Annotated in this window: 18 protein-coding genes; 12 read left to right on the forward strand and 6 right to left on the reverse strand. The window is 63.2% G+C overall.

Going from position 1 to position 23,870, the window contains the following annotated elements; all coding sequences use genetic code 11:
- Window positions 1-136: 136 nt before the first annotated feature.
- The 4 genes from IVA95_RS26630 to IVA95_RS26645 all read right to left on the reverse strand — a co-directional run bounded on the left by IVA95_RS26630 (window position 137) and on the right by IVA95_RS26645 (window position 3,067).
- A complete protein-coding gene (locus tag IVA95_RS26630; protein WP_247513193.1) occupies window positions 137-1,045 on the reverse strand; it encodes a MoxR family ATPase in 909 nt (302 codons plus the stop codon).
- 37 nt (window positions 1,046-1,082) lie between these two features.
- On the reverse strand, window positions 1,083-1,886 hold the full coding sequence (locus tag IVA95_RS26635; protein ID WP_247513194.1) for a xanthine dehydrogenase family protein subunit M: 804 nt from the start codon (window positions 1,884-1,886) through the stop codon (window positions 1,083-1,085).
- 69 nt (window positions 1,887-1,955) lie between these two features.
- On the reverse strand, window positions 1,956-2,435 hold the full coding sequence (locus IVA95_RS26640) for a (2Fe-2S)-binding protein (RefSeq protein WP_028349934.1): 480 nt from the start codon (window positions 2,433-2,435) through the stop codon (window positions 1,956-1,958).
- 185 nt (window positions 2,436-2,620) lie between these two features.
- A complete protein-coding gene (locus IVA95_RS26645; RefSeq protein WP_057837317.1) occupies window positions 2,621-3,067 on the reverse strand; it encodes a carbon monoxide dehydrogenase subunit G in 447 nt (148 codons plus the stop codon).
- A gap of 156 nt (window positions 3,068-3,223) precedes the next feature.
- Here IVA95_RS26645 and IVA95_RS26650 point away from each other — a divergent pair, with 156 nt between their 5' ends.
- From IVA95_RS26650 to pcaC, 3 genes are all read left to right on the forward strand, one after another.
- Window positions 3,224-4,579, forward strand: a complete 1,356-nt coding sequence (locus IVA95_RS26650) for a 3-carboxy-cis,cis-muconate cycloisomerase (protein ID WP_247513195.1) — start codon at window positions 3,224-3,226, stop codon at window positions 4,577-4,579.
- Between the two features lie 103 nt (window positions 4,580-4,682).
- A complete protein-coding gene (gene pcaD, locus IVA95_RS26655; protein ID WP_247513196.1) occupies window positions 4,683-5,465 on the forward strand; it encodes a 3-oxoadipate enol-lactonase in 783 nt (260 codons plus the stop codon).
- 109 nt (window positions 5,466-5,574) lie between these two features.
- On the forward strand, window positions 5,575-5,967 hold the full coding sequence (gene pcaC / locus IVA95_RS26660) for a 4-carboxymuconolactone decarboxylase (protein WP_247513197.1): 393 nt from the start codon (window positions 5,575-5,577) through the stop codon (window positions 5,965-5,967).
- 240 nt (window positions 5,968-6,207) lie between these two features.
- Here pcaC and IVA95_RS26665 read toward each other — a convergent pair whose 3' ends face one another.
- Window positions 6,208-6,381 (reverse strand): hypothetical protein, encoded by a 174-nt coding sequence (locus IVA95_RS26665; RefSeq protein WP_247513198.1) that lies wholly within the window; start codon window positions 6,379-6,381, stop codon window positions 6,208-6,210.
- 275 nt (window positions 6,382-6,656) lie between these two features.
- On the opposite strand from IVA95_RS26665, the gene IVA95_RS26670 reads away from it, so the two are divergent.
- From IVA95_RS26670 to IVA95_RS26705, 8 genes are all read left to right on the forward strand, one after another.
- Entirely contained in the window at window positions 6,657-7,574 is a 918-nt protein-coding gene (locus IVA95_RS26670) for a branched-chain amino acid ABC transporter permease LivH (RefSeq protein WP_247513199.1), read from the forward strand.
- A gap of 11 nt (window positions 7,575-7,585) precedes the next feature.
- A complete protein-coding gene (gene livM / locus IVA95_RS26675) occupies window positions 7,586-8,905 on the forward strand; it encodes a high-affinity branched-chain amino acid ABC transporter permease LivM (RefSeq protein ID WP_346658049.1) in 1,320 nt (439 codons plus the stop codon).
- Entirely contained in the window at window positions 8,902-9,735 is an 834-nt protein-coding gene (locus IVA95_RS26680) for an ATP-binding cassette domain-containing protein (protein ID WP_247513200.1), read from the forward strand. Before livM ends, IVA95_RS26680 begins: the two co-directional genes overlap by 4 nt.
- A gap of 95 nt (window positions 9,736-9,830) precedes the next feature.
- Window positions 9,831-10,256 (forward strand): endonuclease domain-containing protein, encoded by a 426-nt coding sequence (locus tag IVA95_RS26685; RefSeq protein ID WP_256470298.1) that lies wholly within the window; start codon window positions 9,831-9,833, stop codon window positions 10,254-10,256.
- Window positions 10,253-10,990 (forward strand): ABC transporter ATP-binding protein, encoded by a 738-nt coding sequence (locus IVA95_RS26690; RefSeq protein ID WP_247513202.1) that lies wholly within the window; start codon window positions 10,253-10,255, stop codon window positions 10,988-10,990. The genes IVA95_RS26685 and IVA95_RS26690 overlap by 4 nt, the downstream gene beginning before the upstream one ends.
- A 158-nt stretch (window positions 10,991-11,148) precedes the next feature.
- Window positions 11,149-12,267, forward strand: a complete 1,119-nt coding sequence (locus IVA95_RS26695; protein ID WP_247513203.1) for a branched-chain amino acid ABC transporter substrate-binding protein — start codon at window positions 11,149-11,151, stop codon at window positions 12,265-12,267.
- Window positions 12,268-12,524: 257 nt separating this feature from the next.
- On the forward strand, window positions 12,525-18,815 hold the full coding sequence (locus IVA95_RS26700; RefSeq protein ID WP_247513204.1) for a HAMP domain-containing protein: 6,291 nt from the start codon (window positions 12,525-12,527) through the stop codon (window positions 18,813-18,815).
- Between the two features lie 16 nt (window positions 18,816-18,831).
- The gene (locus IVA95_RS26705; protein WP_247513254.1) at window positions 18,832-20,325 is read left to right on the forward strand and encodes an HWE histidine kinase domain-containing protein; all 1,494 of its coding nucleotides are present in this window, start codon (window positions 18,832-18,834) and stop codon (window positions 20,323-20,325) included.
- Window positions 20,326-20,379: 54 nt separating this feature from the next.
- Here the strand turns inward: IVA95_RS26705 and IVA95_RS39095 are convergent, their stop codons facing one another.
- Window positions 20,380-21,060 carry a response regulator gene (locus IVA95_RS39095; RefSeq protein WP_346658050.1) on the reverse strand — a complete coding sequence of 227 codons (681 nt, stop codon included), beginning with the start codon at window positions 21,058-21,060 and terminating at the stop codon, window positions 20,380-20,382.
- On the opposite strand from IVA95_RS39095, the gene IVA95_RS26715 reads away from it, so the two are divergent.
- Window positions 21,059-23,869 carry a PAS domain S-box protein gene (locus tag IVA95_RS26715; protein WP_247513205.1) on the forward strand — a complete coding sequence of 937 codons (2,811 nt, stop codon included), beginning with the start codon at window positions 21,059-21,061 and terminating at the stop codon, window positions 23,867-23,869. The two genes, IVA95_RS39095 and IVA95_RS26715, sit on opposite strands and share 2 nt — an antisense overlap.
- The last annotated feature ends 1 nt before the right edge of the window (window position 23,870 follow it).

Consider the following 23,870-nt stretch of genomic DNA (forward strand, 5'->3'; position numbering starts at 1 on the left):
GTTTCCACTCTCGTCATTCCGGGGCGACGCGACAGCGTCGAACCCGGAATCTCGAGATTCTCAGGTGCGCAATTGCGCACCATAGTTCGTGCTTCGCACGCCCCGGAATGACGGTGCGTTTGTCACGACGCGCGGGTCAATTCTCGCTCGTCGCGTCCTTCAAAACCTTCTGCAGCGCATCGCCCTGCATGCGCGCGATGTCGTCCTGGTATTTCAACAACGCGCCAAGCGTATCGCCAACCAGTTGCGGCGTCAGCGAGCGGGCGTCGAGTTCGGTCAGCGCGGTCGCCCAGTCGATGGTCTCGGCGACGCCCGGCGACTTGTAGAAATCCTGGTCGCGCAGCGCCTGCACGAAACTGACGACCTGCTGCGACAGCTTTGCGGAAATGCCTGGCACGCGCGACTTGACGATCGCCAGCTCGCGCTCGGCTTCTGGGTAATCCACCCAGTGATAGAGGCAGCGGCGCTTCAGCGCGTCGTGGATCTCGCGGGTGCGGTTCGAGGTGATGATGACGATCGGCGGATGCGGCGCCTTGATGGTGCCGAATTCGGGGATCGTCACCTGGAAGTCGCTGAGGATTTCCAGCAGATACGCCTCGAACGCCTCGTCGGCGCGGTCGAGTTCGTCGATGAGCAGCACCGGCGCGCCGGCGACATCAGGCTCCAGCGCCTGCAGCAGCGGGCGCTTGATCAGGAAACGTTCAGCGAAAATATCCGACGATAATTGCTCGCGGTCGGTATCGCCGGCGGCTTCCGCGAGCCGGATCGCGATCATCTGCGCCGCGCTGCTCCATTCATAGACGGCGGAGGCGACGTCGAGGCCTTCGTAGCATTGCAGGCGGATCAGCTTTCGTCCGAGCGCGGCCGACAGAACCTTTGCGATTTCGGTCTTGCCGACGCCGGCCTCGCCTTCGAGAAACAAGGGCCGGCCCATGCGCAGCGACAGATAGGTGACCGTCGCCAGCGACCGCTCGGCAAGGTAGCCGCGGGAGGTCAGGAGTTCGAGCATCCCATCGACGGATTTGGGCAGCGTCGATGCACTCATGAGACAGCCAATCTTGATGAGCCAGAAAGCGGCAAATTTACTTCGCCGTTGCCGCTTCGACGGCGCGGCGGGTCAGCACGCCGATCAGATGCGCGCGATATTCGGCGCTGCCGTGTAGATCGCTGTTCAGCCCTTCCGGCGATGCCGAAATGCCGTCGAGCACCTTGTGCGAAAAACGCTTCTTCAGCGCTTCCTCAAACCGGGTTGCGCGGAACACGCCCTCCGAGCCGGCGCCGGTGACCGCGACGCGCACGTCCGACGGGCGCCTGGCGACGAACACGCCGACCAGCGCGTAGCGCGAGGCCTGGTTGCGGAATTTGACGTAGGCCGCCTTCTTCGGCAGCGGAAACATCACCTTGGTGATGATCTCGTCGCTTTCGAGCGCGGTGGTGAACAGGCCCTGGAAGAATTCCTCCGCCTTCAGCCGGCGCTTATTGGTGACGATGGTGGCGCCGAGCGCGAGAACGGCGGCGGGATAATCCGCGGTCGGGTCGTTGTTGGCGAGCGAACCGCCGATCGTACCCTTGTGGCGCACCGCGGGATCGCCGATTCCGCCCGCGAGTTCGGCGAGCGCCGGGATGGCTTCGCCGACGATCGGCGACGTCGCGACATCGGCATGCGTGGCGGTCGCGCCGATCACCAGCGAACGGCCCTTCATCTCGATCGCGTCGAGCCCTTCGATGTGCGAGAGATCGATCAGATGTGGCGGGCTGGCAAGCCGCTGCTTCATGACCGGCACCAGCGTGTGGCCGCCGGCGATCACCTTGGCGTCTTCGTTCTTCACCAGGAGATTGGCGGCCTGCCGCACGGTCGCCGGCCGATGATATTTGAATTCGTACATGAGAACTTCCTGATCGCTACTCGCGATGAAATCGATTAGGCGAACTTGTCGATTAAGCGGGCATGTCGGTTAAGCGGATTTGGCCATTGCCTTAGCGCCGGCGGCGATCGAGGTCACGATATTCTGATAGCCAGTGCAGCGGCACAGATTGCCTTCGAGCTCCTCGCGGATGACATGGTCCGAAAGGTCGTGGCCCTTGCGGTTGACCAGATCGACCGCGGTCATGATCATGCCGGGCGTGCAAAAGCCGCACTGCAATCCGTGATGCTCGCGAAAGGCTTCCTGCATCGGGTGCAGCGGTGCGCCGTCGGGCGCCAGGCCCTCGATGGTCTTGACCTCGTGGCCGTCAGCCATCACCGCGAGCGTGGTGCAGGACTTCACCGCCTTGCCGTCGAGATGCACGACGCAGGCGCCGCACTGCGAGGTGTCGCAGCCGACATGGGTGCCCGTCAGCCGGAGATTTTCCCGCAGAAACTGGACCAGAAGGGTACGGGGATCGACGTTGGCGTTTACGGGATTACCGTTCACGATCAGGGAAATCTTGGCCATCACCACTCTCTTGAGCTGCACCTTCCGGATATGCCGGCAGCGCAGGCGTTTATAGTCATTCCAAAGCCCATAATATGGGCCATCCCCCTAATGAGCAACCTCAGGAGCCCCTCGCCTGGGGCATGGCCTGAGTGACTTGACGGGCCTGTTCGACCAGGGCCGGTGCGCAGGAATCAACCTGAAGATCAGCCCTGCACGGCCTTGCCGAAATTGGTGAAGAATTCGTCGGCCAGCTTCTTGGCCGCGCCGTTGATCAGGCGCTGTCCGAGCTGGGCCAGCTTGCCACCGATCTGCGCCTCGACATTATAACTCAAGAGCGTGCCGCCATCCTTCTCGGTCAGCGCAACCGTGGCGCCCCCCTTGGCGAAGCCGGCGACGCCGCCCTCACCTTCGCCGGAGATCTTGTAGCCGTTGGGCGGGTCGAGATCGCTCAGCATGACCTTGCCCTTGAAGCGGGCCGAGACCGGCCCGACCTTCATTTTGGCGGTGGCGCGGAAGCCGTTATCCTCGGTCTTTTCCAGCTCCTCGCAGCCTGGAATGCAGGCCTTCAGCACCTCCGGATCGTTCAGTTTGGCCCACACGGCCTCGCGCGACGCCGCAAGCTGGACTTCGCCGTTCATCGTCATGGCCATAGGGGTGCCCTCCTGGATCGCGTCAACCTGATAGCCCCAAGTAAAGCACGCCCGGGCCAAAAGGAAGGGCGATGAGCGATGCATATTCGCAAGTGCAACAAGTACAAGGCGATAAGGGCATTGGCATTGACAGGCCGGAATGGTTAGGTCGCGCCGATGAGCACGTCCCTCTCCCCCTTGCTTGCCCCGATGCTGTCGAGCGCCGCGATGCGTGCCGTCTGCGACGACATGGCGAGCCTGCAGAACATGCTGGATTTCGAGGCGGCGCTGGCGCGCGCCGAGGCGGCAGCCGGGGTGATTCCGGCAAGCGCGGCCGGCCCGATTACCAGCGCGTGCCGGGCCGAATCATTCGACATCGCCGCGTTGGCTGATGCCGCGACCAAAGCCGGCAACCTCGCCATCCCCCTGGTCAAGGCGCTGACCGCAAATGTCGCCAAATCGGATGCCGCGGCTGCACGCTATGTGCATTGGGGCGCGACCAGCCAGGACGTCATAGATACCGCCGCCATGCTCGGCCTTCGTGCCGGCATCGATGCGCTGCTAGCCGACATTAATCGTGCGATCGCAGGCTTTGCCGGGCTGGCCCGACAGCACCGCCACACGCCGGTGGTCGCCCGCACCTGGCTGCAGCATGCGCTGCCGATGCCGTTCGCCCTGAAGCTCGCCGAATATGCCGCTGCATTGCAGCGCTCGAAGCTGCGGCTGCAGCGCGTGCGCGGCGAGGCGCTGGCGCTGCAATTTGGCGGCGCCGCCGGTACGCTCGCGGCCCTCGGTGACAAGGGATTGGCGGTCGCGGAAAAACTGGCCGAGGAACTGAAGCTGCCATTGCCGGACGCGCCCTGGCACACCCACCGCGACCGCATCGCCGAAGCGGCCTCCGTGCTGACTATCGTCACCGGCACTTGCGGCAAGATCGCGCGTGATGTCTCCTTGATGATGCAGACCGATGTCGGCGAAGCCTTCGAGCCCTCGGGCGAAGGCCGCGGCGGCTCTTCCACCATGCCGCACAAGCGAAATCCGGTGGCGGCAGCCAGCGCGCTGGCCGCTGCCACCATGGCGCCCAATCTCGCCGCGACGATATTTGCCGCGCAAGTGCAGGATCACGAGCGCAGCGCCGGCCCGTGGCACGCGGAATGGCCGACACTGCCGACGCTATTGCTGGTCACATCAGGTGCGCTTGCGGCCATTGTGGATATCGCGGAAGGGCTCGAAGTCGACGCCGCGCGCATGCGCGCCAATCTCGACACGACCGATGGGCTGATCATGGCCGAAGCGGTGGCGATGGCACTGGCCGAAAAGATCGGCAAGAGCGAAGCGCACCATCTGGTCGAGGCTGCGAGCAAGAAGGCGGTCAAGGACAAGAAACATCTGCGCGATGTGCTGACGCAAGATTCGAGAATCACTGCACAACTCGCCGCCGACAAGATCACCGAACTTTTCGAGCCGATGGCCTACCAGGGCGCCTCGCAAGCCCTGATCGACCGCCTGCTCGCTTCAATCGATAAAGGATGATGTCATTGCCGGGCTTGACCCGGCAATCCATCACCTTGAGTAGAGTTTTTTGTTTAGATGGATGCGCGGATCAAGTCCGCGCATGACAGCGGAGGTTAGACCCATGCCGATGATCGACGCCGACGGTTGCCTGCTCAACGTATCCGTCGAAGGCCGCGACGGCGGACCGACGCTGATGCTGTCGAATTCGCTGGGCTCGACCATGCAGATGTGGGAGCCGCAGATGAAGGCGCTCTCCCAGGTGTTCCGTGTCATCCGCTACGACCGGCGCGGCCACGGCAAGTCGAGCGTGCCGCCCGGACCCTATTCGCTGGAACGCTTCGGCCGTGACGTGCTGGCGATCCTCGACGATCTCAACATCGCGCGGACGCATTGGTGCGGCCTGTCGATGGGCGGCATGGTCGGGCAATGGCTGGGCGCCAACGCGCCCGACAGATTCGGCAAGATCATCCTGTCCAATACCACCTGCCATTACCCGGACCCGACGCGCTGGCACGAGCGCATCAAGGCGGTGAAGGAAGGCGGCATCGCCGCGGTGGCCGATACCGTGATTGCCGGCTGGCTGACCGCGGACTTTCGTGAGCGCGAGCCGCAGATCACCGCCAATATGAAGGCGATGATGCTGACCACGCCGGTCGACGGCTACATCGCCTGCTGCGAAGCGCTGTCGACGCTCGACCAGCGCGAGCTGCTGCCCAAGATCACGAGCCCGACGCTGGTGATCGCGGGCCGTCACGACATGTCGACGACGGTCGCGGACGCCGAATTCATGCGCAGCCGGATCCCCGGTGCGAGCATGACGCTGCTCGATACCGCGCATATTTCCAACGTCGAGCAGCCGCACGCCTTCACCGACGCGGTGATCGGTTTTCTGACGCAACGGTAGCTAACCAGAGACGTCGTTGCGAGCGAAGCGAAGCAACCATATCACCGCTTGCGGATACATGGATTGCTTCGTCGCTTCGCTCCTCGCAATGACGGGGAGAGATCTTACCATGGACGACAACCAACGCCGCGATGAGGGCATGGCCCAGCGCCGCAAGGTGCTCGGCGATGAATGGGTCGACAAGTCGATCAAGAACCGCAACGCGTTCAATACCGACTTCCAGGACCTGATCACCCGCTATGCCTGGGGCGACATCTGGACGCGGCCGCATTTCGACCACCGCACCCGCCGCGTGCTCGTGATCGGCACCATGGTGGCACTGGGACAGTGGGATGAATTCCGCCTGCATGTGCGCGCGGCGCTTGCCGAAGGCGGCTTCACGCCCGATGACATCAAGGAAATCCTGCTGCAGCAGGCGATCTATTGCGGCGTGCCGGCAGCCAACCACGCCGTCAAGGAGGCGAACGCGATCATCGCGGAATTGGGTTTGCTGAAGAGTTAGCTGGGCGGGGTTGTAGCGGCTGGCGGCCTCGATCGCACTCGTGTCCCGGACGCGGCGCGGCACGAAATGACGCGACGCAGAGCCGGGACCCAGGCTGCATCTGGGGTCCCGGCTCTGCGGCGCACCGCTAAGAGGCGCGGCGTCGCGTCCGGGACACGAATGGGACCCTGGTCCGGTCGGCCACGACGGCAGTGGGCGGAACGCGCACAAGAAAATCCCGCCTTTCGGCGGGATCTTTTTCTACTCTGGCATCTGCCGTGGATCCTGGCTGGGTCTCTGACCCTGACGGCCCGGATCCTGCTGCTGCTGGCCCGGCTTCTGACCGCCGCCCTGCTGCTGCTGGCCTGGCTTCTGACTTGGCTTCTGGCCCGGGTTCTGGTTCTGTTGGCCCGGGTTCTGGTTCATCTTGTTCATCGAGGGATCTCCGTTGCTGAGACGTAGCCAGAAGTAACGGAGAGCCACGGCGTCGGTTGCAGCGGAACAGCGGTTCCGGTGGGATCATTCGGAAGGCAATGCCGTGTCCGGACTGTGGCGCCGGAACCGCTGCGCAAAAACTAGCTCTGTACAAGCCAAATAAGCCGCAGCCGGCGCTGTTGCCGCCCCCAGTTCCCACTGTTAGAAAATGACACGACGCGTCGTCATGGGCTGCCGGAGCTCTCGCCGCGTCCTGGTGCAACAAACGGCAGCGCATGGATTATTTCGCCCAGCAACTGATCAACGGCCTCGTGCTCGGCTCGATCTACGGTCTGATCGCGATCGGCTACACCATGGTCTACGGCATCGTCGGCATGATCAATTTCGCCCATGGCGATATTTTCATGATCGGCGGCTTCATCGCCCTGATCACCTTCCTGATCCTGGTCTCGTTCGGGCTGACCGCTATCCCACTGATCCTGCTGGTCGTGCTGCTGGTGTCGATGGCGATCACTGCGCTCTATGGGTGGACGGTCGAGCGTATCGCCTACCGGCCGCTGCGGCACTCGTTCCGCCTGGCGCCGATGCTTTCCGCCATCGGCATGTCATTCGTGCTGACCAATTATTCGCAGGTCGCCCAGGGCGCCCGGGTCAAGCCGGTGCCGCCGATCATCACCGGCGGCTATACGCTGCATGAGGGTTCTGAAGGCTTTATCGTGCAGCTTTCCAACATCCAGATCATCGTCGTCATCACCACGATCGTGCTGCTGGCGCTGTTCACCTGGCTGGTGTCGAGCACGCGGCTCGGCCGCGACATGCGGGCCTGCGAACAGGACCAGACCATGGCCTCCTTGCTCGGCGTCGACGTCGACCGCACCATTTCCATGACCTTCGTGATTGGCGCAGCTCTCGCCGCCGTCGCCGGCATGATGTACCTGCTCTATTATGGGCTGGTCGATTTCTTCATGGGCTTCGTCGCCGGCATCAAGGCGTTCACCGCGGCCGTGCTCGGCGGCATCGGCTCGCTGCCCGGGGCGATGCTCGGCGGTCTCCTGATCGGCCTGATCGAGACGCTGTGGTCGGCCTATTTCTCGGTCGAATACAAGGACGTCGCCGCGTTCTCGATCCTGATCGTGGTCCTGATCTTCCTTCCGACCGGCCTGCTCGGCCGGCCCGAAGTCGAAAAAGTCTGACGGGCCGCAGCGTGAGCGCACCCCCCGCCGCCCAAACCTCGCGCGCTCCGGGCGCCGCCTTCATTCTGAAGAAAGCGCTGATCAGCGCGTTCGTGGCGCTGGTGCTGTTTTCGCTGATGATCGGCGTGCGCACCGAGGCCGGTCCGCAAGGGCAATTGGTCTACTGGACGCGCTTCGACGACCTCGCCGTCATGGTCGCAGCCGTATTCGGCGGCAGCATCCTCGTCGAGCTGCTGCGGCGTTGGTGGGGACCGGTCGACACCGTCAGGGTGGTGCCGCCTTCGGTGCAAAGCGCGCTGTCGCTCGCCGGACGCCTGGTTGCGCCGGCGCTGCTGGTGTTCACGTTCCTGGTGCCGGTCCTCTTCTACGATGAGCGCTACATTCTCGACCTCGCGATCCTGGTGCTGACTTACGTCATGCTCGGCTGGGGGCTGAACGTGGTGGTCGGGCTCGCGGGCCTGCTCGATCTCGGCTATGTCGCGTTCTATGCGGTGGGCGCCTATTCCTATGCGTTGCTCGCCACCAATTTCGGGCTGTCGTTCTGGATCTGCCTGCCGCTCGCCGGCATCCTGGCGGCGTTCTGGGGCGTGCTACTCGGCTTTCCTGTGCTGCGGCTGCGCGGCGACTATCTCGCCATCGTTACGCTGGCCTTCGGCGAGATCATCCGCCTCGTCCTGATCAACTGGCAGACCCTAACCGGCGGGCCGAACGGCGTCACCGGCATTCCCCGCCCGACCCTGTTCGGCATTCCGCTGACGCCGGCCGATGACGGGCTTGCGGCCCTGCTCGGCATCGAGTTCTCGCCGACGCACCGCATCGTGTTTCTGTTCTACATTATCCTGGCGCTGGCGCTGCTCACCAACTGGGTGACGATCCGCCTGCGCCGCCTGCCCCTCGGCCGCGCCTGGGAAGCGTTGCGCGAAGACGAAGTCGCCTGCCGCGCGCTCGGCATCAACACCACCACGACCAAGCTGACGGCATTTGCAACGGGCGCGTTGTTCGGCGGTCTCGCCGGCGCGTTCTTCGCGACCCGACAAGGCTTCATCAGCCCGGAATCTTTCACCTTCCATGAATCGGCGCTGGTGCTGGCGATCGTGGTGCTCGGCGGCATGGGCTCGCAACTCGGCGTGGCGCTGGCCGCGCTCGCCATGATCGGCGGCTTCGAGCTGTTTCGCGGGCTTGACCAGTACCGCATGCTGGTGTTCGGCATGGCGATGGTGCTCTTGATGATCTGGCGGCCGCGCGGCCTGGTCGGCCATCGCGCGCCGACCGTATTCCTCAAGCATAGCCAGGCAATCTCGTCCGACCTCGTCAAGGAGGGACACGGATGAGCGGCGATCCGATTCTCTCCGTCGACCGCCTGTCGATGCGCTTCGGCGGCATCGTCGCCGTCAACGACCTCTCCTTCGACGCCGAGCGGCGCAAGATCACCGCGCTGATCGGCCCCAACGGCGCCGGCAAGACCACCGTGTTCAACTGCATCACCGGCTTCTACAAGCCGACCTCGGGCGCCATCGGCCTCACCCATGATGATGGCCACGCCATCCGGCTCGAGCGGCTGAACGATTTCCGGATCGCCAAACTGGGCAAGGTCGCGCGTACCTTTCAGAACATCCGCCTGTTTCCCGGCATGACGGCGCTGGAAAACCTGATGGTCGCACAGCACAACGCGCTGATGCGCGCCTCCGGGTTGACGTTCCTTGGCCTGATCGGGGCGCCGTCCTGGCGCCACGCCGAACAGGCCGCGATCGATCTGGCGCGGATCTGGCTCGACCGCATCGGATTGCTCGACCGAGCCGACGATGCCGCCGGCAACCTGCCTTATGGCGACCAGCGGCGTCTGGAGATCGCGCGCGCGATGTGCACCCGGCCCGCCCTGCTCTGCCTCGACGAGCCGGCGGCGGGATTGAATACGCGCGAGAGCGCTGCGTTGAGCGAATTGCTGCTCTCGATCCGCGCCGACCAGGGCACCTCGATCCTGTTGATCGAGCACGACATGAGCGTGGTGATGGAAATCTCCGACCACGTCGTGGTGATGGACCATGGCGTCAAGATCGCCGAAGGCACGCCGCGCGAGATCCGCGACGATCCCAAGGTGATCGCCGCCTACCTCGGCGCCGACGAGGAGGAAGCCATCGCGGTGATGGAGAGCGGGACGTGAGCGGGGCGCGCGACAAGTCCCACACCTCCCCCTGGAAGGGGGAGGTCGACCGCGAAGCAGGCGGGTGGGGGTCACGCTTTTCCCGCACGAAAGATATGACCGCTAGGGCGCGATCTCTCCGCGCAAACATGACGGATGCTGAATTGCGGCTGTGGCGTGCGCTGCGCCGTGACCAACTAAATGGCCTTTCATTCAGAAAGCAGCATCCGATCGGGCCGTACACAGTCGACTTCTATTGCTCCCGGCTCCGTCTCGCTGTCGAAGTGGACGGCGGACAACACGCAGAACAGCGTAAGCAAGCCAACGATCGTCGAACACAGTGGCTTGCCGAGAAAGGCATTACCGTCGTTCGCTACTGGAACAATGATGTGCTGTCGAATTTGGAGGGCGTGCTCAGCGACCTGCTCGGGCACATTGAGAGGCTTGCGCAAGCGGTGGCAACCCCCACCCCAACCCTCCCCCTTTCAGGGGGAGGGAGAACGGATACGCTCGCGCCACATGAGAATGAGGGCGAGTCATGACTCACCCCCTGCTCGCGATCCGCTCGCTGCGGGCGGCCTATGGTAAGATCGAGGCGCTGAAAGGCGTCGACCTCGACATCAACGCAGGCGAGATCGTCGCCCTGATCGGTGCCAACGGTGCCGGCAAGTCGACGCTGATGATGACAATCTTCGGCAGGCCCCGTGCCCGCGCGGGCCGAATCGAATTCGACGGCCGGGATATTACCGGCGTGCCCACGCATGAGATTGCGCGGCTGCGGATTGCCCAATCGCCCGAGGGTCGCCGGATTTTCCCGCGCATGAGCGTGGCGGAAAACCTGCAGATGGGCGCCGACGCCACCGACTCAAGCGAGGCCGACCGGGCGATCAGCCTGGAACGCGTCTTCGCGCTGTTCCCGCGGCTGAAGGAACGCATGACCCAGCGCGGCGGCACGCTGTCCGGCGGCGAGCAGCAGATGCTGGCGATCGGCCGGGCCCTGATGAGCCGGCCGCGTCTGTTGATGTTGGATGAGCCGTCGCTGGGGCTGGCCCCCTTGATTGCGCGGCAGATTTTCGATGCGATCCGGACCCTGAACCGGCAGGATGGCCTGACCGTGCTGATCGTCGAGCAGAACGCCAACCACGCGCTGAAGCTGGCCCATCGCGGCTATGTCATGGTCAACGGCCTGATCACGCTGTCCGGAACCGGCAGCGAATTGCTGCAGCGCCCCGAAATCCGGGCCGCCTATCTGGAAGGCGGCCGTAGCGGCGGATAGGCTCCCGGGCGCGCGCTGCGGCAAGATGCGGCGAACGGACCGTGGATTTGCCCGAAAATTGCCGATGACTTCGCCGTAAAATCAGCCGACAATGGTCGGGATTTTCGTACCCGGCCTACCGGGTGTTTCCCGAAATCGACTGACTGCGAGGATATCTCATGAAATCACTGAAACTCATCGGCCTGGCATTGGGCGCATCGCTGGCGCTATCGACGACGGCACTGGCGCAGGACATCTCCATCGCAGTGGCGGGCCCGATGACGGGCGGCGAATCCGCATTCGGCCGGCAGATGAAGAACGGCGCCGAGCAATTCGTGGCCGACATCAACGCCGCCGGCGGCGTGCTCGGCAAGAAGCTGGCGCTGCAGATCGGCGACGATGCCTGCGATCCCAAGCAGGCGCGCTCGATCGCGGAAAAGTTCGCCAGCGCCAAGATCCCGTTTGTTGCCGGTCACTTCTGCTCGTCGTCGTCGATCCCGGCGTCGGAAGCCTATGCCGACGGCAACGTGCTGCAGATTACGCCGGCCTCGACCAACCCGCTGTTCACCGAGCGCAAGCTGTGGAACGTGGCGCGCGTCTGCGGCCGCGACGACCAGCAGGGCCTGGTTGCCGCCGACTACATCGTCAAGAACTACAAGGGCAAGAACGTCGCCATCCTCAACGACAAGACCACTTACGGCAAGGGTCTCGCCGACGAAACCAAGAAGGCGCTCAACAAGGCCGGCGTCACCGAGAAGATGTTCGAATCCTACAACAAGGGCGACAAGGACTTTAACGCGATCGTGTCGCGCCTGAAGCGCGACAATATCGATCTGGTCTTTGTCGGCGGTTACCACCAGGAATCCGGCCTCATCCTGCGCCAGATGCGCGACCAGGGCCTGAAGACGATATTGATGGCGGGCGACGCGTTGAACGACAAGGAGTTCGCCTCGATCGCCGGTCCGGCGGCGGAAGGCACGCTGTTCACCTTCGGTCCCGATCCGCGCAACAAGCCGACCGCCAAGGCGATCGTCGAGAAGTTCAAGGCCAAGAACATCGATCCCGAAGGCTACACCCTCTACACCTACGCGGCGATGCAGGTGTGGACGCAGGCGGTGGCGAAAGCGAAAACCACCGAGCCGAAGAAGGTCATGGAAACCATCAAGGGCGGCGAATGGGACACCGTGCTCGGCAAGCTGGGCTTCGATGCCAAGGGCGACATCAAAGTGATCGACTACGTCGTCTACAAGTGGGACGCCAAGGGCAACTACACCGAAATCAACCCGAAGGGCTCCTGATCAGTTCGATCATCAGCGCCGATCAGAACATCGAACGCCCCGGCTCGCCGGGGCGTTTTCATCTCGGGTTCCAAATAATTTTTAACCTGTTGGAACAATTGGTTTCCCGGCGCATTGAGGAAGCCGGGCTGAGTTCCATCTCATTGATTTCACGACCTTAACCGTTATTCCAGCTTGATCTGCCGCGGGGGCAGCGGTCTATTTGTGAAATCGCATTTCAGCCGAAATGATTTGCGCGAACTGGCCGAGGAGACACTATGAGTGATCTTTCCCCTGGAGCATCACCCTCCGCTCGCCGGGTCGCCAAATCCAAACCACCTCCCACCAACGGCACGTCCGATCCGATGCAGGATCTTTTGCACGCTTTGCAGGCGATGCGCGCGGGCGATTTCTCGGTACGCATGACCGGCGATCACCTCGGCATCGAGGGCAAGATTGCCGATACCTTCAACGAAATCGTCGCCGCCAACCAGCGCATGGCGCAGCAACTGGAGCACGTCGGCCAGGTCGTCGGCCGCGAAGGCAAGACGCGCCAGCGCGTCAAGTTCGACCTCTCCAGCGGTTCGTGGGCGGACATGGAGGGATCCGTCAACACGCTGATCGACGACCTGCTGTGGCCGACCCGCGAAGTCACGCGCGCGGTCGCCGCGGTAGCACAGGGCGACCTGCTGCAGACCGTGCAACTCGACGTCGACGGCCGCCCGCTGGGCGGCGAATTTCTGCAGTCTGCCACCATCGTCAACACGATGATCAAGCAGCTCGGCGTGTTCACCTCGGAAGTGACGCGCGTGGCGCGCGAGGTCGGCACCGAGGGCAAGCTCGGCGGCCAGGCCCAGGTGCCGGAAGTGACCGGCGTCTGGAAAGACCTGACCGAGAGCGTCAACTCGATGGCCAACAACCTTACCGGCCAGGTTCGCAACATCGCCGAAGTTACCATTGCGGTCGCCAACGGCGACCTGTCGAAGAAGATCACTGTCGACGTCCGCGGCGAGATACTGCAGCTCAAGGAAGCCATCAACACGATGGTGGACCAGCTCCGCTCCTTCGCTTCCGAAGTGACGCGCGTGGCGCGCGAAGTCGGCACCGACGGCAAGCTCGGCGGCCAGGCGATCGTTCCCGGCGTCGCCGGCACCTGGAAGGATCTGACCGACTCCGTCAACGCGATGTGCGGCAACCTCACCGCACAGGTCCGCAACATCGCCAACGTCACTACCGCGGTCGCCCGCGGCGACCTCTCACGCAAGATCACGGTCGACGTCCGCGGCGAAATCCTCGAGCTGAAGGACACCATCAACACGATGGTCGACCAGCTCAACTCGTTCGCCTCGGAAGTGACACGCGTCGCGCGTGAAGTCGGCACCGAAGGCAAGCTCGGCGGCCAGGCCCAGGTGCCCGGTGTGGCCGGCACCTGGAAGGACCTCACCGACAACGTCAACTTCATGGCCTCCAACCTGACGGCGCAGGTCCGCAACATCGCCGATGTCGCGACCGCCATTGCCGGCGGCGACCTCTCCAAGAAGATTACCGTGAACGTCTCGGGCGAAATCCTTCAGTTGAAGGAAACGCTTAATACGATGGTCGACCAGCTCAATGCCTTTGCCGGCGAAGTGACGCGCGTGGCGCGCGAGGTCGGCACCGAAGGACGGCTCGGCGGTCAGGCCAACGTGCTCGGCGTCGCCGGCACCTGGAAGGACCTCACCGAAAGCGTCAACTCGATGGCCTCCAACCTGACGGCGCAGGTCCGCAACATCGCCGAGGTGACAACGGCGGTCGCCAATGGCGACCTGTCGAAGAAGATCACGGTGGACGTGCGCGGCGAAATTTTGGAGCTGAAGGACACCATCAATACGATGGTGGACCAGCTCAACGCCTTCGCCGGTGAAGTGACGCGCGTGGCGCGCGAAGTCGGCACCGAAGGCAAGCTCGGCGGCCAGGCGCTGGTGCGCGGCGTCGCCGGCACCTGGAAGGATCTCACCGACAGCGTCAACTCGATGGCTTCAAACCTGACCGGCCAGGTCCGCAACATCGCCGAGGTTGCGACCGCCGTCGCCAAGGGCGACCTGTCGAAGAAGATCACGGTCAACGTCTCAGGCGAGATCCTTCAGTTGAAGGAAACGCTGAACACGATGGTCGACCAGCTCAACGCCTTTGCGAGCGAAGTGACGCGCGTGGCGCGCGAAGTCGGCACCGACGGCAAGCTCGGCGGTCAGGCCCAGGTGACCGGCGTCGCCGGCACCTGGAAGGATTTGACCGACTCCGTGAACTCGATGGCGGGCAACCTCACCGCCCAGGTGCGCAACATCGCGGAAGTGGCGACCGCGATTGCCGGCGGCGACCTCTCGCGAAAAATTACGGTCGACGTGCGCGGCGAAATCCTACAGCTCAAGGAAACGCTCAACACGATGGTCGACCAGCTCAACCGCTTCGCGGGCGAAGTGACCCGCGTGGCGCGCGAGGTCGGCACCGAGGGCCGGCTCGGCGGCCAGGCCAACGTGCCCGGCGTCGCCGGCACCTGGAAGGATCTCACCGACAACGTCAACTCAATGGCCGGCAACCTGACCGGCCAGGTCCGCAACATCGCCGAGGTGACCACGGCGGTGGCGAAGGGCGACCTGTCGAAGAAGATCACCGTCGACGTCAAGGGCGAGATTCTCGAACTGAAGAACACCGTCAACACGATGGTGGACCAGCTCAACGCCTTCGCGTCCGAAGTGACGCGCGTGGCGCGCGAGGTCGGCACCGAAGGCAAGCTCGGCGGCCAGGCCCAGGTGCCTGAAGTCGCCGGCACCTGGAAGGACCTGACCGACAACGTCAACTTCATGGCCTCGAACCTGACGGCACAGGTCCGCAACATCGCCGAGGTCGCAACCGCGATCGCCGGCGGCGACCTCTCCAAGAAGATCACGGTGGACGTCCGCGGCGAGATCCTGCTGCTGAAGGACACCCTCAATACGATGGTCGAGCAGCTACGCTCCTTCGCTGCCGAAGTGACGCGCGTGGCGCGCGAGGTCGGCACCGAGGGACGGCTCGGTGGTCAGGCCGTGGTGCCCGGCGTCGGCGGCACCTGGAAGGATCTGACCGACAACGTCAACCTCTTGGCGGCCAACCTCACCACGCAGGTCCGCAACATTGCCGAAGTCACCACGGCGGTCGCCCGCGGCGACCTGTCGCGCAAGATCACCGTCGACGTGAAGGGCGAAATTCTCGAACTGAAGAACACCATCAACACGATGGTCGACCAGCTCAACGCCTTTGCCGGCGAAGTGACGCGCGTGGCGCGCGAGGTCGGCACCGAGGGCAAGCTGGGCGGTCAGGCGCAGGTCCCGGGCGTCGCCGGCACCTGGAAGGACCTGACCGACACCGTCAACTTCATGGCGGCCAATTTGACCGAACAGGTCCGCGGCATCGTCAAGGTCGTGACCGCGGTCGCCAACGGTGACCTGAAGCAGAACCTGACGGTGAAATCGAAGGGCGAAGTCGCAGCCCTTGCCGACACCATCAACAACATGACCGAGACGCTCGCGACCTTTGCCGATCAGGTCACCAGCGTGGCGCGCGAAGTCGGCGTCGAGGGACGCCTCGGCGGCCAGGCCAACGTGCCCGGCGCGGCCGGCACCTGGAAGGACCTCACCGGCAATGTCAACCTGCTCGCCGCCAACCTGACCTCGCAGGTGCGCGCGATCGCCGAAGTGGCGACCGCCGTGACCAAGGGCGATCTGACCCGCTCGATCCAGGTCGACGCCCGCGGCGAAGTCGCCGAACTCAAAGACAACATCAACACGATGATCGGCAACCTGCGGCTCACCACCCAGGTGAACACCGAGCAGGACTGGCTGAAGACAAACCTCGCAAGATTCACCAACATGTTGCAGGGCCAGCGCGAACTCTCCACCGTCGGCCGGCTGCTGCTGACCGAACTGGCGCCGCTCGTCAACGCGCATATGGGCGTGATTTACCAGGTCGAGAACGCCGACAGCCCGCAATTGCACCTGCTCTCGTCCTACGCCGGCGATGGCGCCCGCCCGCATCCGCAGGTCGTTCAGTTCGGCGAAGGATTGATCGGCCAATGCGCCATGGACAAGCGCCAGCGGCTGGTATCGGACATTCCCAGCGATACGGCGCCGGTGAATTCGGCGTTGCTGCGCGTGATTCCGAAGAACATCGTCGTGCTTCCGGTGCTGTTCGAGAACCAGGTGAAGGCCGTGATCGAGCTTTCCTCGATCTCGTCGTTCACGACGTCACAGATGACCTTCCTGGAGCAACTCACCGACAGTATCGGCATCGTGCTCAACTCGATCGAGGCCACGATGCAGACCGAGGGCCTGTTGAAGCAATCCCAGCAGCTCGCCGGCGAACTGCAGACGCAGCAGAAGGAATTGCAGCAGACCAACGAACAGCTCGAACAGAAGGCCCAGCAGCTCGCCGAACGCAACGTCGAGGTGGAACGAAAGAACCAGGAAATCGAACAGGCGCGGCGCGCGCTTGAGGAAAAGGCAACGGAACTTGCGCTGACATCGAAGTACAAGTCCGAATTCCTCGCCAACATGTCGCACGAGCTGCGCACGCCGCTCAACAGCATCCTGATCCTCGGCCAGCAGCTCACCGAAAATCCCGACGGCAATCTGTCGGCCAAGCAGGTCGAGTTCGCCCGCACCATTCACGGCGCCGGCACCGACCTTCTCAACCTGATCAGCGACATTCTCGACCTGTCGAAGATCGAATCCGGCACGGTGACGGTCGATGCCGAGGAAATCCTGACGTCGAGCCTGCTGGAGACCGTCGGCCGCCCGTTCAAGCATGAAGCCGAAAACCGCCACCTCTCGTTCAACATCAATGTCGACGAGAACCTTCCCCGCAGCATGGTGACCGACTCGAAGCGGCTGCAGCAGGTGCTGAAGAATCTCTTGTCGAACGCGTTCAAGTTCACCGCGGAAGGCGGCGTGAAGCTGAGCGTGTCGGCCGCCGTCGGCGGCTGGAGCGCCGAACACCCGATTCTCAATCACGCGCCCGCCGTCGTCGCCTTCGAGGTGACGGATACCGGCATCGGCATTCCTCTGGAGAAGCAGAAGCTGATCTTCGAGGCATTCCAGCAGGCGGACGCCGGCACCAGCCGGAAATACGGCGGCACCGGTCTCGGCCTTGCCATCAGCCGCGAGCTCGCGAGCCTGCTCGGCGGCGAAATCCATCTGCGCAGCGCACCCGGCAAGGGCAGCACCTTCGTGCTCTATTTGCCGCTGAAATATTCCGGCCCCACGATCGCGCCGCGCATCGCTGCCCCGTCGCCATTCACGCCCGCGCCGGCGTTGCAGGCCCCTTCGACGCAAGAGCGGGTCGTCGAGCAATTGCCGGACGACCGCCTCAACCTCGCACCGGGAGACACCATCCTCCTGATCGTCGAGGACGATCCGCATTATGCGCGGGTGCTGATCGATCTGGCCCGCGACAAGGGCTTCAAGGTGCTGGTCGCGAGCCGCGGCGCCGAAGCGCTCGAGCTCGCCAAGCAGTTCCAGCCGACCGCGGTTTCGCTCGACGTGTTTCTACCTGACATGCTGGGCTGGACAGTATTGAGCCAGCTAAAGCACAATCCGCTGACGCGGCACATTCCGGTGCAGATCATCACGCTCGACGAGGACCGCCAGCATGCGCTGGCGCGCGGCGCGTTTTCCTTCGTCAACAAGCCGACGACGACCGAGGGCGTCAGCGCGGCGCTTTCGCAAATCAAGGAATATGCCAAACCTCGCCGCAAGCGCCTGCTGATCGTGGAGGACAATGCCGCCGAGCAGATGAGCATCACCGAATTGCTTGGACACGACGACATCGAGATCCTCACCGCCGACACTGGCGCCGATGCATTGTCGACGCTGCGGAATCAACCCTGCGACTGCGTCGTGCTCGATCTGCGATTGCCTGACATGAGCGGCTTCGAGGTGCTCGACCGGCTTCGCAACGACGAAGTGCTGTCGAACGTGCCGGTCGTGGTGTTCACGGGGCGGGAACTTTCGGCCGAGGAAGACGCGGAACTTCACACCATGGCGAGAAGCATCGTGGTGAAAGGCGTCGAGTCGCCGGAACGCCTGCTCGACGAAACGTCGCTGTTTTTGCACCGTGTGATCACGGAATTGCCCGTCGAAAAGCAGAGAATGCTCGAAAAGCTCAATAGCTCCGATGAGGATCTTGTTGGCAAGACCGCGCTTCTGGTTGACGACGACGCCCGCAACATTTTCGCACTATCAAGCGTTCTAGAACGACGCGGGATGAAGGTGCTGACCGCGACCACCGGCCACGAGGCCATTGCGCTGGTCGGGTCTACCCCAAACATCGCAATCGTGCTGATGGATATCATGATGCCGCAGATGGATGGATATCAAACCATCGGCGTGATCCGCGAAAATCCGTCCTTCAGCCGCCTGCCGATCATTGCGTTGACCGCCAAGGCGATGAAGGGCGACCGCGAGAAATGCCTCGAAGCCGGCGCTTCGGACTATCTCGCCAAACCCGTCAATACCGAGCAGTTGCTGCTCGCCATCCGAATGTGGTTACACCGCTGATCGGCGTAAGCAGATGATGGATCAAGAGAAGGTAAACATTCTTCTGGTTGACGATCAGCCGGCGAAGCTGCTCGCCTATGAGGTCATCCTGAAGGAACTCGGCGAGAACCTGGTCAAGGCTTCGTCCGGGCGTGAAGCGCTCGAGTTCCTGCTCAAGAACGATGTTGCCATCATCCTGGTCGACGTCTGCATGCCGGAACTCGACGGGTTCGAGCTCGCCGCCATGATCCGCGAACATCCCCGTTTCCAGAAGACGGCGATGATCTTTATCTCCGCGATCCAGGTCAGCGATATCGACCGGCTGCGCGGCTATGAGATGGGCGCGGTCGACTACGTTCCAGTGCCGGTGGTGCCGGAAGTGCTGCGCGCCAAGATCAAGGTGTTCGCGGAGCTCTATCGCAAAACGCGCCAGCTCGAACGGCTCAATGTCGAACTCGAGGACCGGGTTCGCGCGCGCACCGCCGAACTCGAGGAGTCGCACGCCAGGCTTCTGGAAAGCGAGCAGCGCCGCAGCCTGGCGATCGCGGCCGGAAAGATGGGCTCATGGGACTGGGACTGGGTCAATGGCGACTTCATGTGGGACGAAGGCCAGTATCAGATCCTCGGTGTCGATCCCGCCACGTTCGAACTGACGCCAGCCAATATCCAGGCGCTGATTCACCCTGACGACGTTCATGAATTGCACGAGGCGTGGGCCAGCTTCGCCCGGGGCGCGAAATCATATGAAGCGGAATTCCGCATCATCCGGCCGAATGGCGAGGTGCGCTGGTGCGCGGGAACGGCGGCGGCAAGCACCGACAAGGGTGGTCGCGTCATCCGCGTCAGCGGCGTCACCGTCGACATCACCGAACGCAAGCAGGCCGAGGAGCGGCAAAGCCTGCTGGCGCGGGAGGTCGATCACCGCGCCAAGAACGCGCTGGCGCTCGCGCAATCCATTGTCCGATTGACGCGCGGCGATAATGTGAAGAGCTACGTCCGTTCCGTCGAAGGACGGATCAATGCGCTTGCGCGCGTGCACACCGTGCTCTCGCTCTCGAGCTGGCAAGGTGCCGAAATACGCAAACTGATCGATGAGGAGCTGGCGCCCTACTCCACCGGCGACCAGATCGACTTGTCAGGCCCGGAGATCCATCTCGAGCCTGCGACGGCTCAGACGGTTGCACTGGCACTGCACGAACTCGTCACCAATTCGGCGAAGTACGGCGCGCTGTCTGCGCTGTCGGGCCGGCTGTCGGTGAGTTGGGAAGACCAGGCGGGCCTTCTCAAGATCCTATGGGCGGAGACCGGCGGTCCACACGTCGAGAAGCCGGTGTCGCGAGGGTTCGGAACCAGAAGCGTCATCGCCAGCATCGAGTCGCAGCTTGGCGGCCGGGCGGAATTCGACTGGCGCCCGGAAGGACTCGTTTGCCGCCTGTCGGTGCCGTTGTCGCAACGGCAGTTTGCCGTCGATCCGGTTTCGCTCATCGAGGCTGCTGTCGATGGCAATGGCCTGCGACGCGCCGAGCGGTAGGCGGCGTTGGACGGACCAGCGGCCATGCGGAAGCTGTTGCCAGACGCCGGTCTGCTAAAGCGCTGCCCCTGCTACAGCACCGCCTTGCGGCCGGGCCGGTCCCATCGCCGTTTCGATCGCACACATCAAATCCGGCGGACGAAACGGCTTCTGCAGACAAATGACGTCGGAAAGTTCTGGCGTTTCGGACAGAAAGTCCAGCGCGGTCATGCCCGAAATCGCAACGACGGGCAGGCCCGGCACGCGGGCGCGCATCGCTGCAATCAGATCGGAGCCGTTGGTGCCCTGCAGAAAGATGTCAACGATCGCAAGGTCGAAGCTCGTATCTTCGAACAGCTTCAGTGCGGATGCAGCGCTGTCTGCCTCGACGATTTCGAAACGATGGATGCGCAGCACGATGGAAATCATCGTGCGGACGTCGGCCTGATCGTCAACAACAAGCACGCGGGGCATCAAAGCCTCCCGGGTCGGTCGGGCGAGCTTACGACGAAATCCGTGGATTTCGGCGATCCTGCGGTCATTATTCTGCCGGTCGGTAAAGAGGTGGTTACCCCAATCAGCTTCCCTGCTGTTTCCTTCAGGTAATACGTAACCTTGGGTTGATTCCCGCCGCGGCGCCACTAGCGTAGTCTTGGCCGCGCGAATCCCGCGCCGATAGCGGCTGGATATCCAGCCGCATCGGATGCATAGTTTTATCGGATGCATAGTTTTTTGGTGTTTGAAGTTTTTGATCATGGCGCGTTCGCTGCCATTTTGGCCGGAAGACGACATGGGTGACGAGCGCAACATTTTTCTATCCACGATGAAGGCGACGCGCGGCGATCGCATGGCTGCGCTAGCCGTGGTCGGCGTCTCCGCGGTGCTGTTCGCCTGCGCCGTGCCGTTTGCCGGCGTGCCGCTTGCTCCGGTCCCAGCGTTCGTCGCGAGCTATCAGTCCGCATTGGCTATCAACGACCTGATTACCGCCGTCCTGCTGTTTTCTCAGTTCGCGATTACCCGCTCGCGGGCGCTGCTGCTGCTCGCGAGCGGATATTTGTTCACGGCGATGGCGGCCATTGTCCACGCCCTCACCTTTCCCGACCTGTTCGCGCCGGGCGGGCTGCTCGGTGCGGGAACGCAAACCACCGTTTGGCTCTATATGGTCTGGCACGGCGTATTCCCGCTACTGGTTCTCGGCTATGCGCTGCTGAAAGCAGGGGACGACGAGCCGAAGATACGGGGCTCGGCCCGGGCGGCCGTCGTTACGAGCATCGTTGCGGTCAGTGTCGCGATGGCCGCATTCACCTGGCTCGTCACCGCGCAGCACGACCATCTGCCGATCCTTCTGAGCGGCGGTCATTACACGCCTACCATGCTGGGAGTGGTGTCGACCGTATGGTGCCTGAGCTTCGCTGCATTGGTGGTGCTGTGGCTTCGCAGGCCGCATTTCGTTCTCGATGTCTGGCTGATGGTCGTGATGAGCGCCTGGTTGTTCGATATAGCCTTATCGGCGATCCTGAACGTGGCGCGGTTCGATGTCGGCTTCTATCTCGGCCGCATCTACGGTCTCTGCGCCGCGAGTTTCGTGCTCGCCGTGCTGCTGATCGATAATGTCGGACTGCAAGCCAAGCTCGCGCGTCTGCTCGGAACATCGCGCCGCGAAGCCGCGTCGGAAAGGAATCTTCGCGCCGAACGCGAGCGCCTGTTCAGCGCCGTCGTGGAATCGTCCAGCGACGCCATCATCACCAAACTGCTCGACGGAACCATTTCGGGCTGGAACGGCGCCGCGGAGCGCCTGTTCGGCTTCACGGCGGCGGAAGCGGTCGGCAAGACTATCGATATCATCGTCCCGCCGGACAAACGCGCGGAGATCAGCAATCTCTTGGAACGAGTCGGCCATGGCGAGCGGTTCGAACATTATGAAACCTCGCGCGTCTGCAAGGACGGACGTACCGTCGACGTCTCGCTCAGCATCTCTCCGATCCGGTCGGCTTCCGGCGAGATCATCGGCGCTTCAAAGATCGCGCGCGATATTACGGAACGGAGACGAACGGAGAAGGCGCTTGACCAGGAGATGGAAGAGCGGCGGCGCATATTCGAATCTTCGAATGACCTCATCCTGGTGAGCGATTCTGTGGGGAATTTGATCCAGGTCAGCCCGAGCGTCAGCGACATCCTTGGCTATCAGCCATCGGAAATGGTCGGACACAACGCGATCAAGTTCATCCACCCCGACGACCTCGAACACACCCGCAAGGAGATGCGGGCGGGACGACGGGGGCGAAGCAAGCGCAATTTCGAGACGCGCTATATCAGCAAGGAGGGCAAGTCCGTCGCGTTGAACTGGACCGGGACCTGGTCGGAGCCGGTCCGCCGCCACTTCTTCATCGGCCGCGACCTGACCGAAAAGCAGGCTGCGGAAGCCCAATTGCGCCACGCGCAGAAGATGGACGCGGTCGGCCAGCTCACGGGCGGCGTCGCGCACGACTTCAACAACATCCTGACCGTGATCACCGGCACCATCGGCATTCTGGAAGAAGCGGTCGCCGATCAGCCCCAGCTCGCCGCCGTCGCGAAATTGATCGATGAGGCGGCGGAGCGCGGGGCCAATTTGACCAAGCATCTCCTCGCCTTTGCCCGCAAGCAGCCGTTGCAGCCCGTCGAAGTCGACGTCAACGCGCTGGTGCTGGAGGCCGCCAAGCTGCTGCACCCGACCCTTGGCGAACACATCGAAATCACGCCACTATTGGCCGAGGACGCGTGGACCGCGCTGGTCGATCCGAGCCAGCTCACCACGGCCGTCCTCAATCTGGCCATCAACGCGCGCGACGCCATGCCCAATGGCGGCAAGCTTGCGCTCGAGACCAGCAATGTCTTCCTCGACGAAAACTACGCGAGCCTACATAGCGAGGTCACGCCCGGCAATTACGTGATGATCGCAATCAGCGACACCGGCTCCGGAATCCCGCCCGCGCTGCTCGAACGGGTATTCGAACCCTTTTTCACGACCAAGGAAGTCGGCAGGGGCACCGGCCTCGGGCTGAGCATGGTGTTCGGCTTCGTCAAGCAGTCGGGCGGACACGTCAAGATCTACAGCGAGGAAGGCCACGGCACGTCGGTCAAAATCTATTTGCCGCGGGCAACGGGATTGCAGCAGACCGCGGCGGAAGCGCTGGTCTCGGGAAATATCGAGGGCGGCAATGAAACCATCCTCGTCGTCGAGGACGATGCGCTGGTGCGGCGCTATGTGATGACCCAGATCGAGAGCCTGGGCTATACGACTCTGGAGGCAGCCAACGCTTCCGATGCCCTGCGCATCATCGACGATGGGCCCGCCATCGATCTGCTGTTCACCGACGTGATCATGCCTGGCATCATGAACGGCCGCCAACTCGTCGACGAGGCGCTGAAGCGCCGGCCTGACCTCAAGACGCTCTACACCTCAGGATATACCGAAAACGCCATCGTCCATCACGGACGCCTGGATTCCGGCGTGCTGCTGCTGGCAAAGCCCTATCGCAAATCCGAGCTTGCCCGGATGATCCGGCTGGCGCTGGCCAGTTGAA

Source organism: Bradyrhizobium sp. 157 (genome assembly GCF_023073815.1).
In the GTDB taxonomy this organism is placed as follows: domain Bacteria; phylum Pseudomonadota; class Alphaproteobacteria; order Rhizobiales; family Xanthobacteraceae; genus Bradyrhizobium.

What these genes read in the sequence shown, in the direction of transcription:
- IVA95_RS26630 (WP_247513193.1), bottom strand. Translation starts at nt 1,045, where the DNA reads ATGAGTGCATCGACGCTGCCCAAATCCGTCGATGGGATGCTCGAACTC.
- IVA95_RS26635 (WP_247513194.1), bottom strand. Translation starts at nt 1,886, where the DNA reads ATGTACGAATTCAAATATCATCGGCCGGCGACCGTGCGGCAGGCCGCC.
- IVA95_RS26640 (WP_028349934.1), bottom strand. Translation starts at nt 2,435, where the DNA reads ATGGCCAAGATTTCCCTGATCGTGAACGGTAATCCCGTAAACGCCAAC.
- IVA95_RS26645 (WP_057837317.1), bottom strand. Translation starts at nt 3,067, where the DNA reads ATGGCCATGACGATGAACGGCGAAGTCCAGCTTGCGGCGTCGCGCGAG.
- IVA95_RS26650 (WP_247513195.1), top strand. Translation starts at nt 3,224, where the DNA reads ATGAGCACGTCCCTCTCCCCCTTGCTTGCCCCGATGCTGTCGAGCGCC.
- pcaD (WP_247513196.1), top strand. Translation starts at nt 4,683, where the DNA reads ATGCCGATGATCGACGCCGACGGTTGCCTGCTCAACGTATCCGTCGAA.
- pcaC (WP_247513197.1), top strand. Translation starts at nt 5,575, where the DNA reads ATGGACGACAACCAACGCCGCGATGAGGGCATGGCCCAGCGCCGCAAG.
- IVA95_RS26665 (WP_247513198.1), bottom strand. Translation starts at nt 6,381, where the DNA reads ATGAACAAGATGAACCAGAACCCGGGCCAACAGAACCAGAACCCGGGC.
- IVA95_RS26670 (WP_247513199.1), top strand. Translation starts at nt 6,657, where the DNA reads ATGGATTATTTCGCCCAGCAACTGATCAACGGCCTCGTGCTCGGCTCG.
- IVA95_RS26680 (WP_247513200.1), top strand. Translation starts at nt 8,902, where the DNA reads ATGAGCGGCGATCCGATTCTCTCCGTCGACCGCCTGTCGATGCGCTTC.
- IVA95_RS26685 (WP_256470298.1), top strand. Translation starts at nt 9,831, where the DNA reads ATGACCGCTAGGGCGCGATCTCTCCGCGCAAACATGACGGATGCTGAA.
- IVA95_RS26690 (WP_247513202.1), top strand. Translation starts at nt 10,253, where the DNA reads ATGACTCACCCCCTGCTCGCGATCCGCTCGCTGCGGGCGGCCTATGGT.
- IVA95_RS26695 (WP_247513203.1), top strand. Translation starts at nt 11,149, where the DNA reads ATGAAATCACTGAAACTCATCGGCCTGGCATTGGGCGCATCGCTGGCG.
- IVA95_RS26700 (WP_247513204.1), top strand. Translation starts at nt 12,525, where the DNA reads ATGAGTGATCTTTCCCCTGGAGCATCACCCTCCGCTCGCCGGGTCGCC.
- IVA95_RS26705 (WP_247513254.1), top strand. Translation starts at nt 18,832, where the DNA reads ATGGATCAAGAGAAGGTAAACATTCTTCTGGTTGACGATCAGCCGGCG.
- IVA95_RS26715 (WP_247513205.1), top strand. Translation starts at nt 21,059, where the DNA reads ATGGCGCGTTCGCTGCCATTTTGGCCGGAAGACGACATGGGTGACGAG.
- IVA95_RS39095 (WP_346658050.1), bottom strand. Translation starts at nt 21,060, where the DNA reads ATGATCAAAAACTTCAAACACCAAAAAACTATGCATCCGATAAAACTA.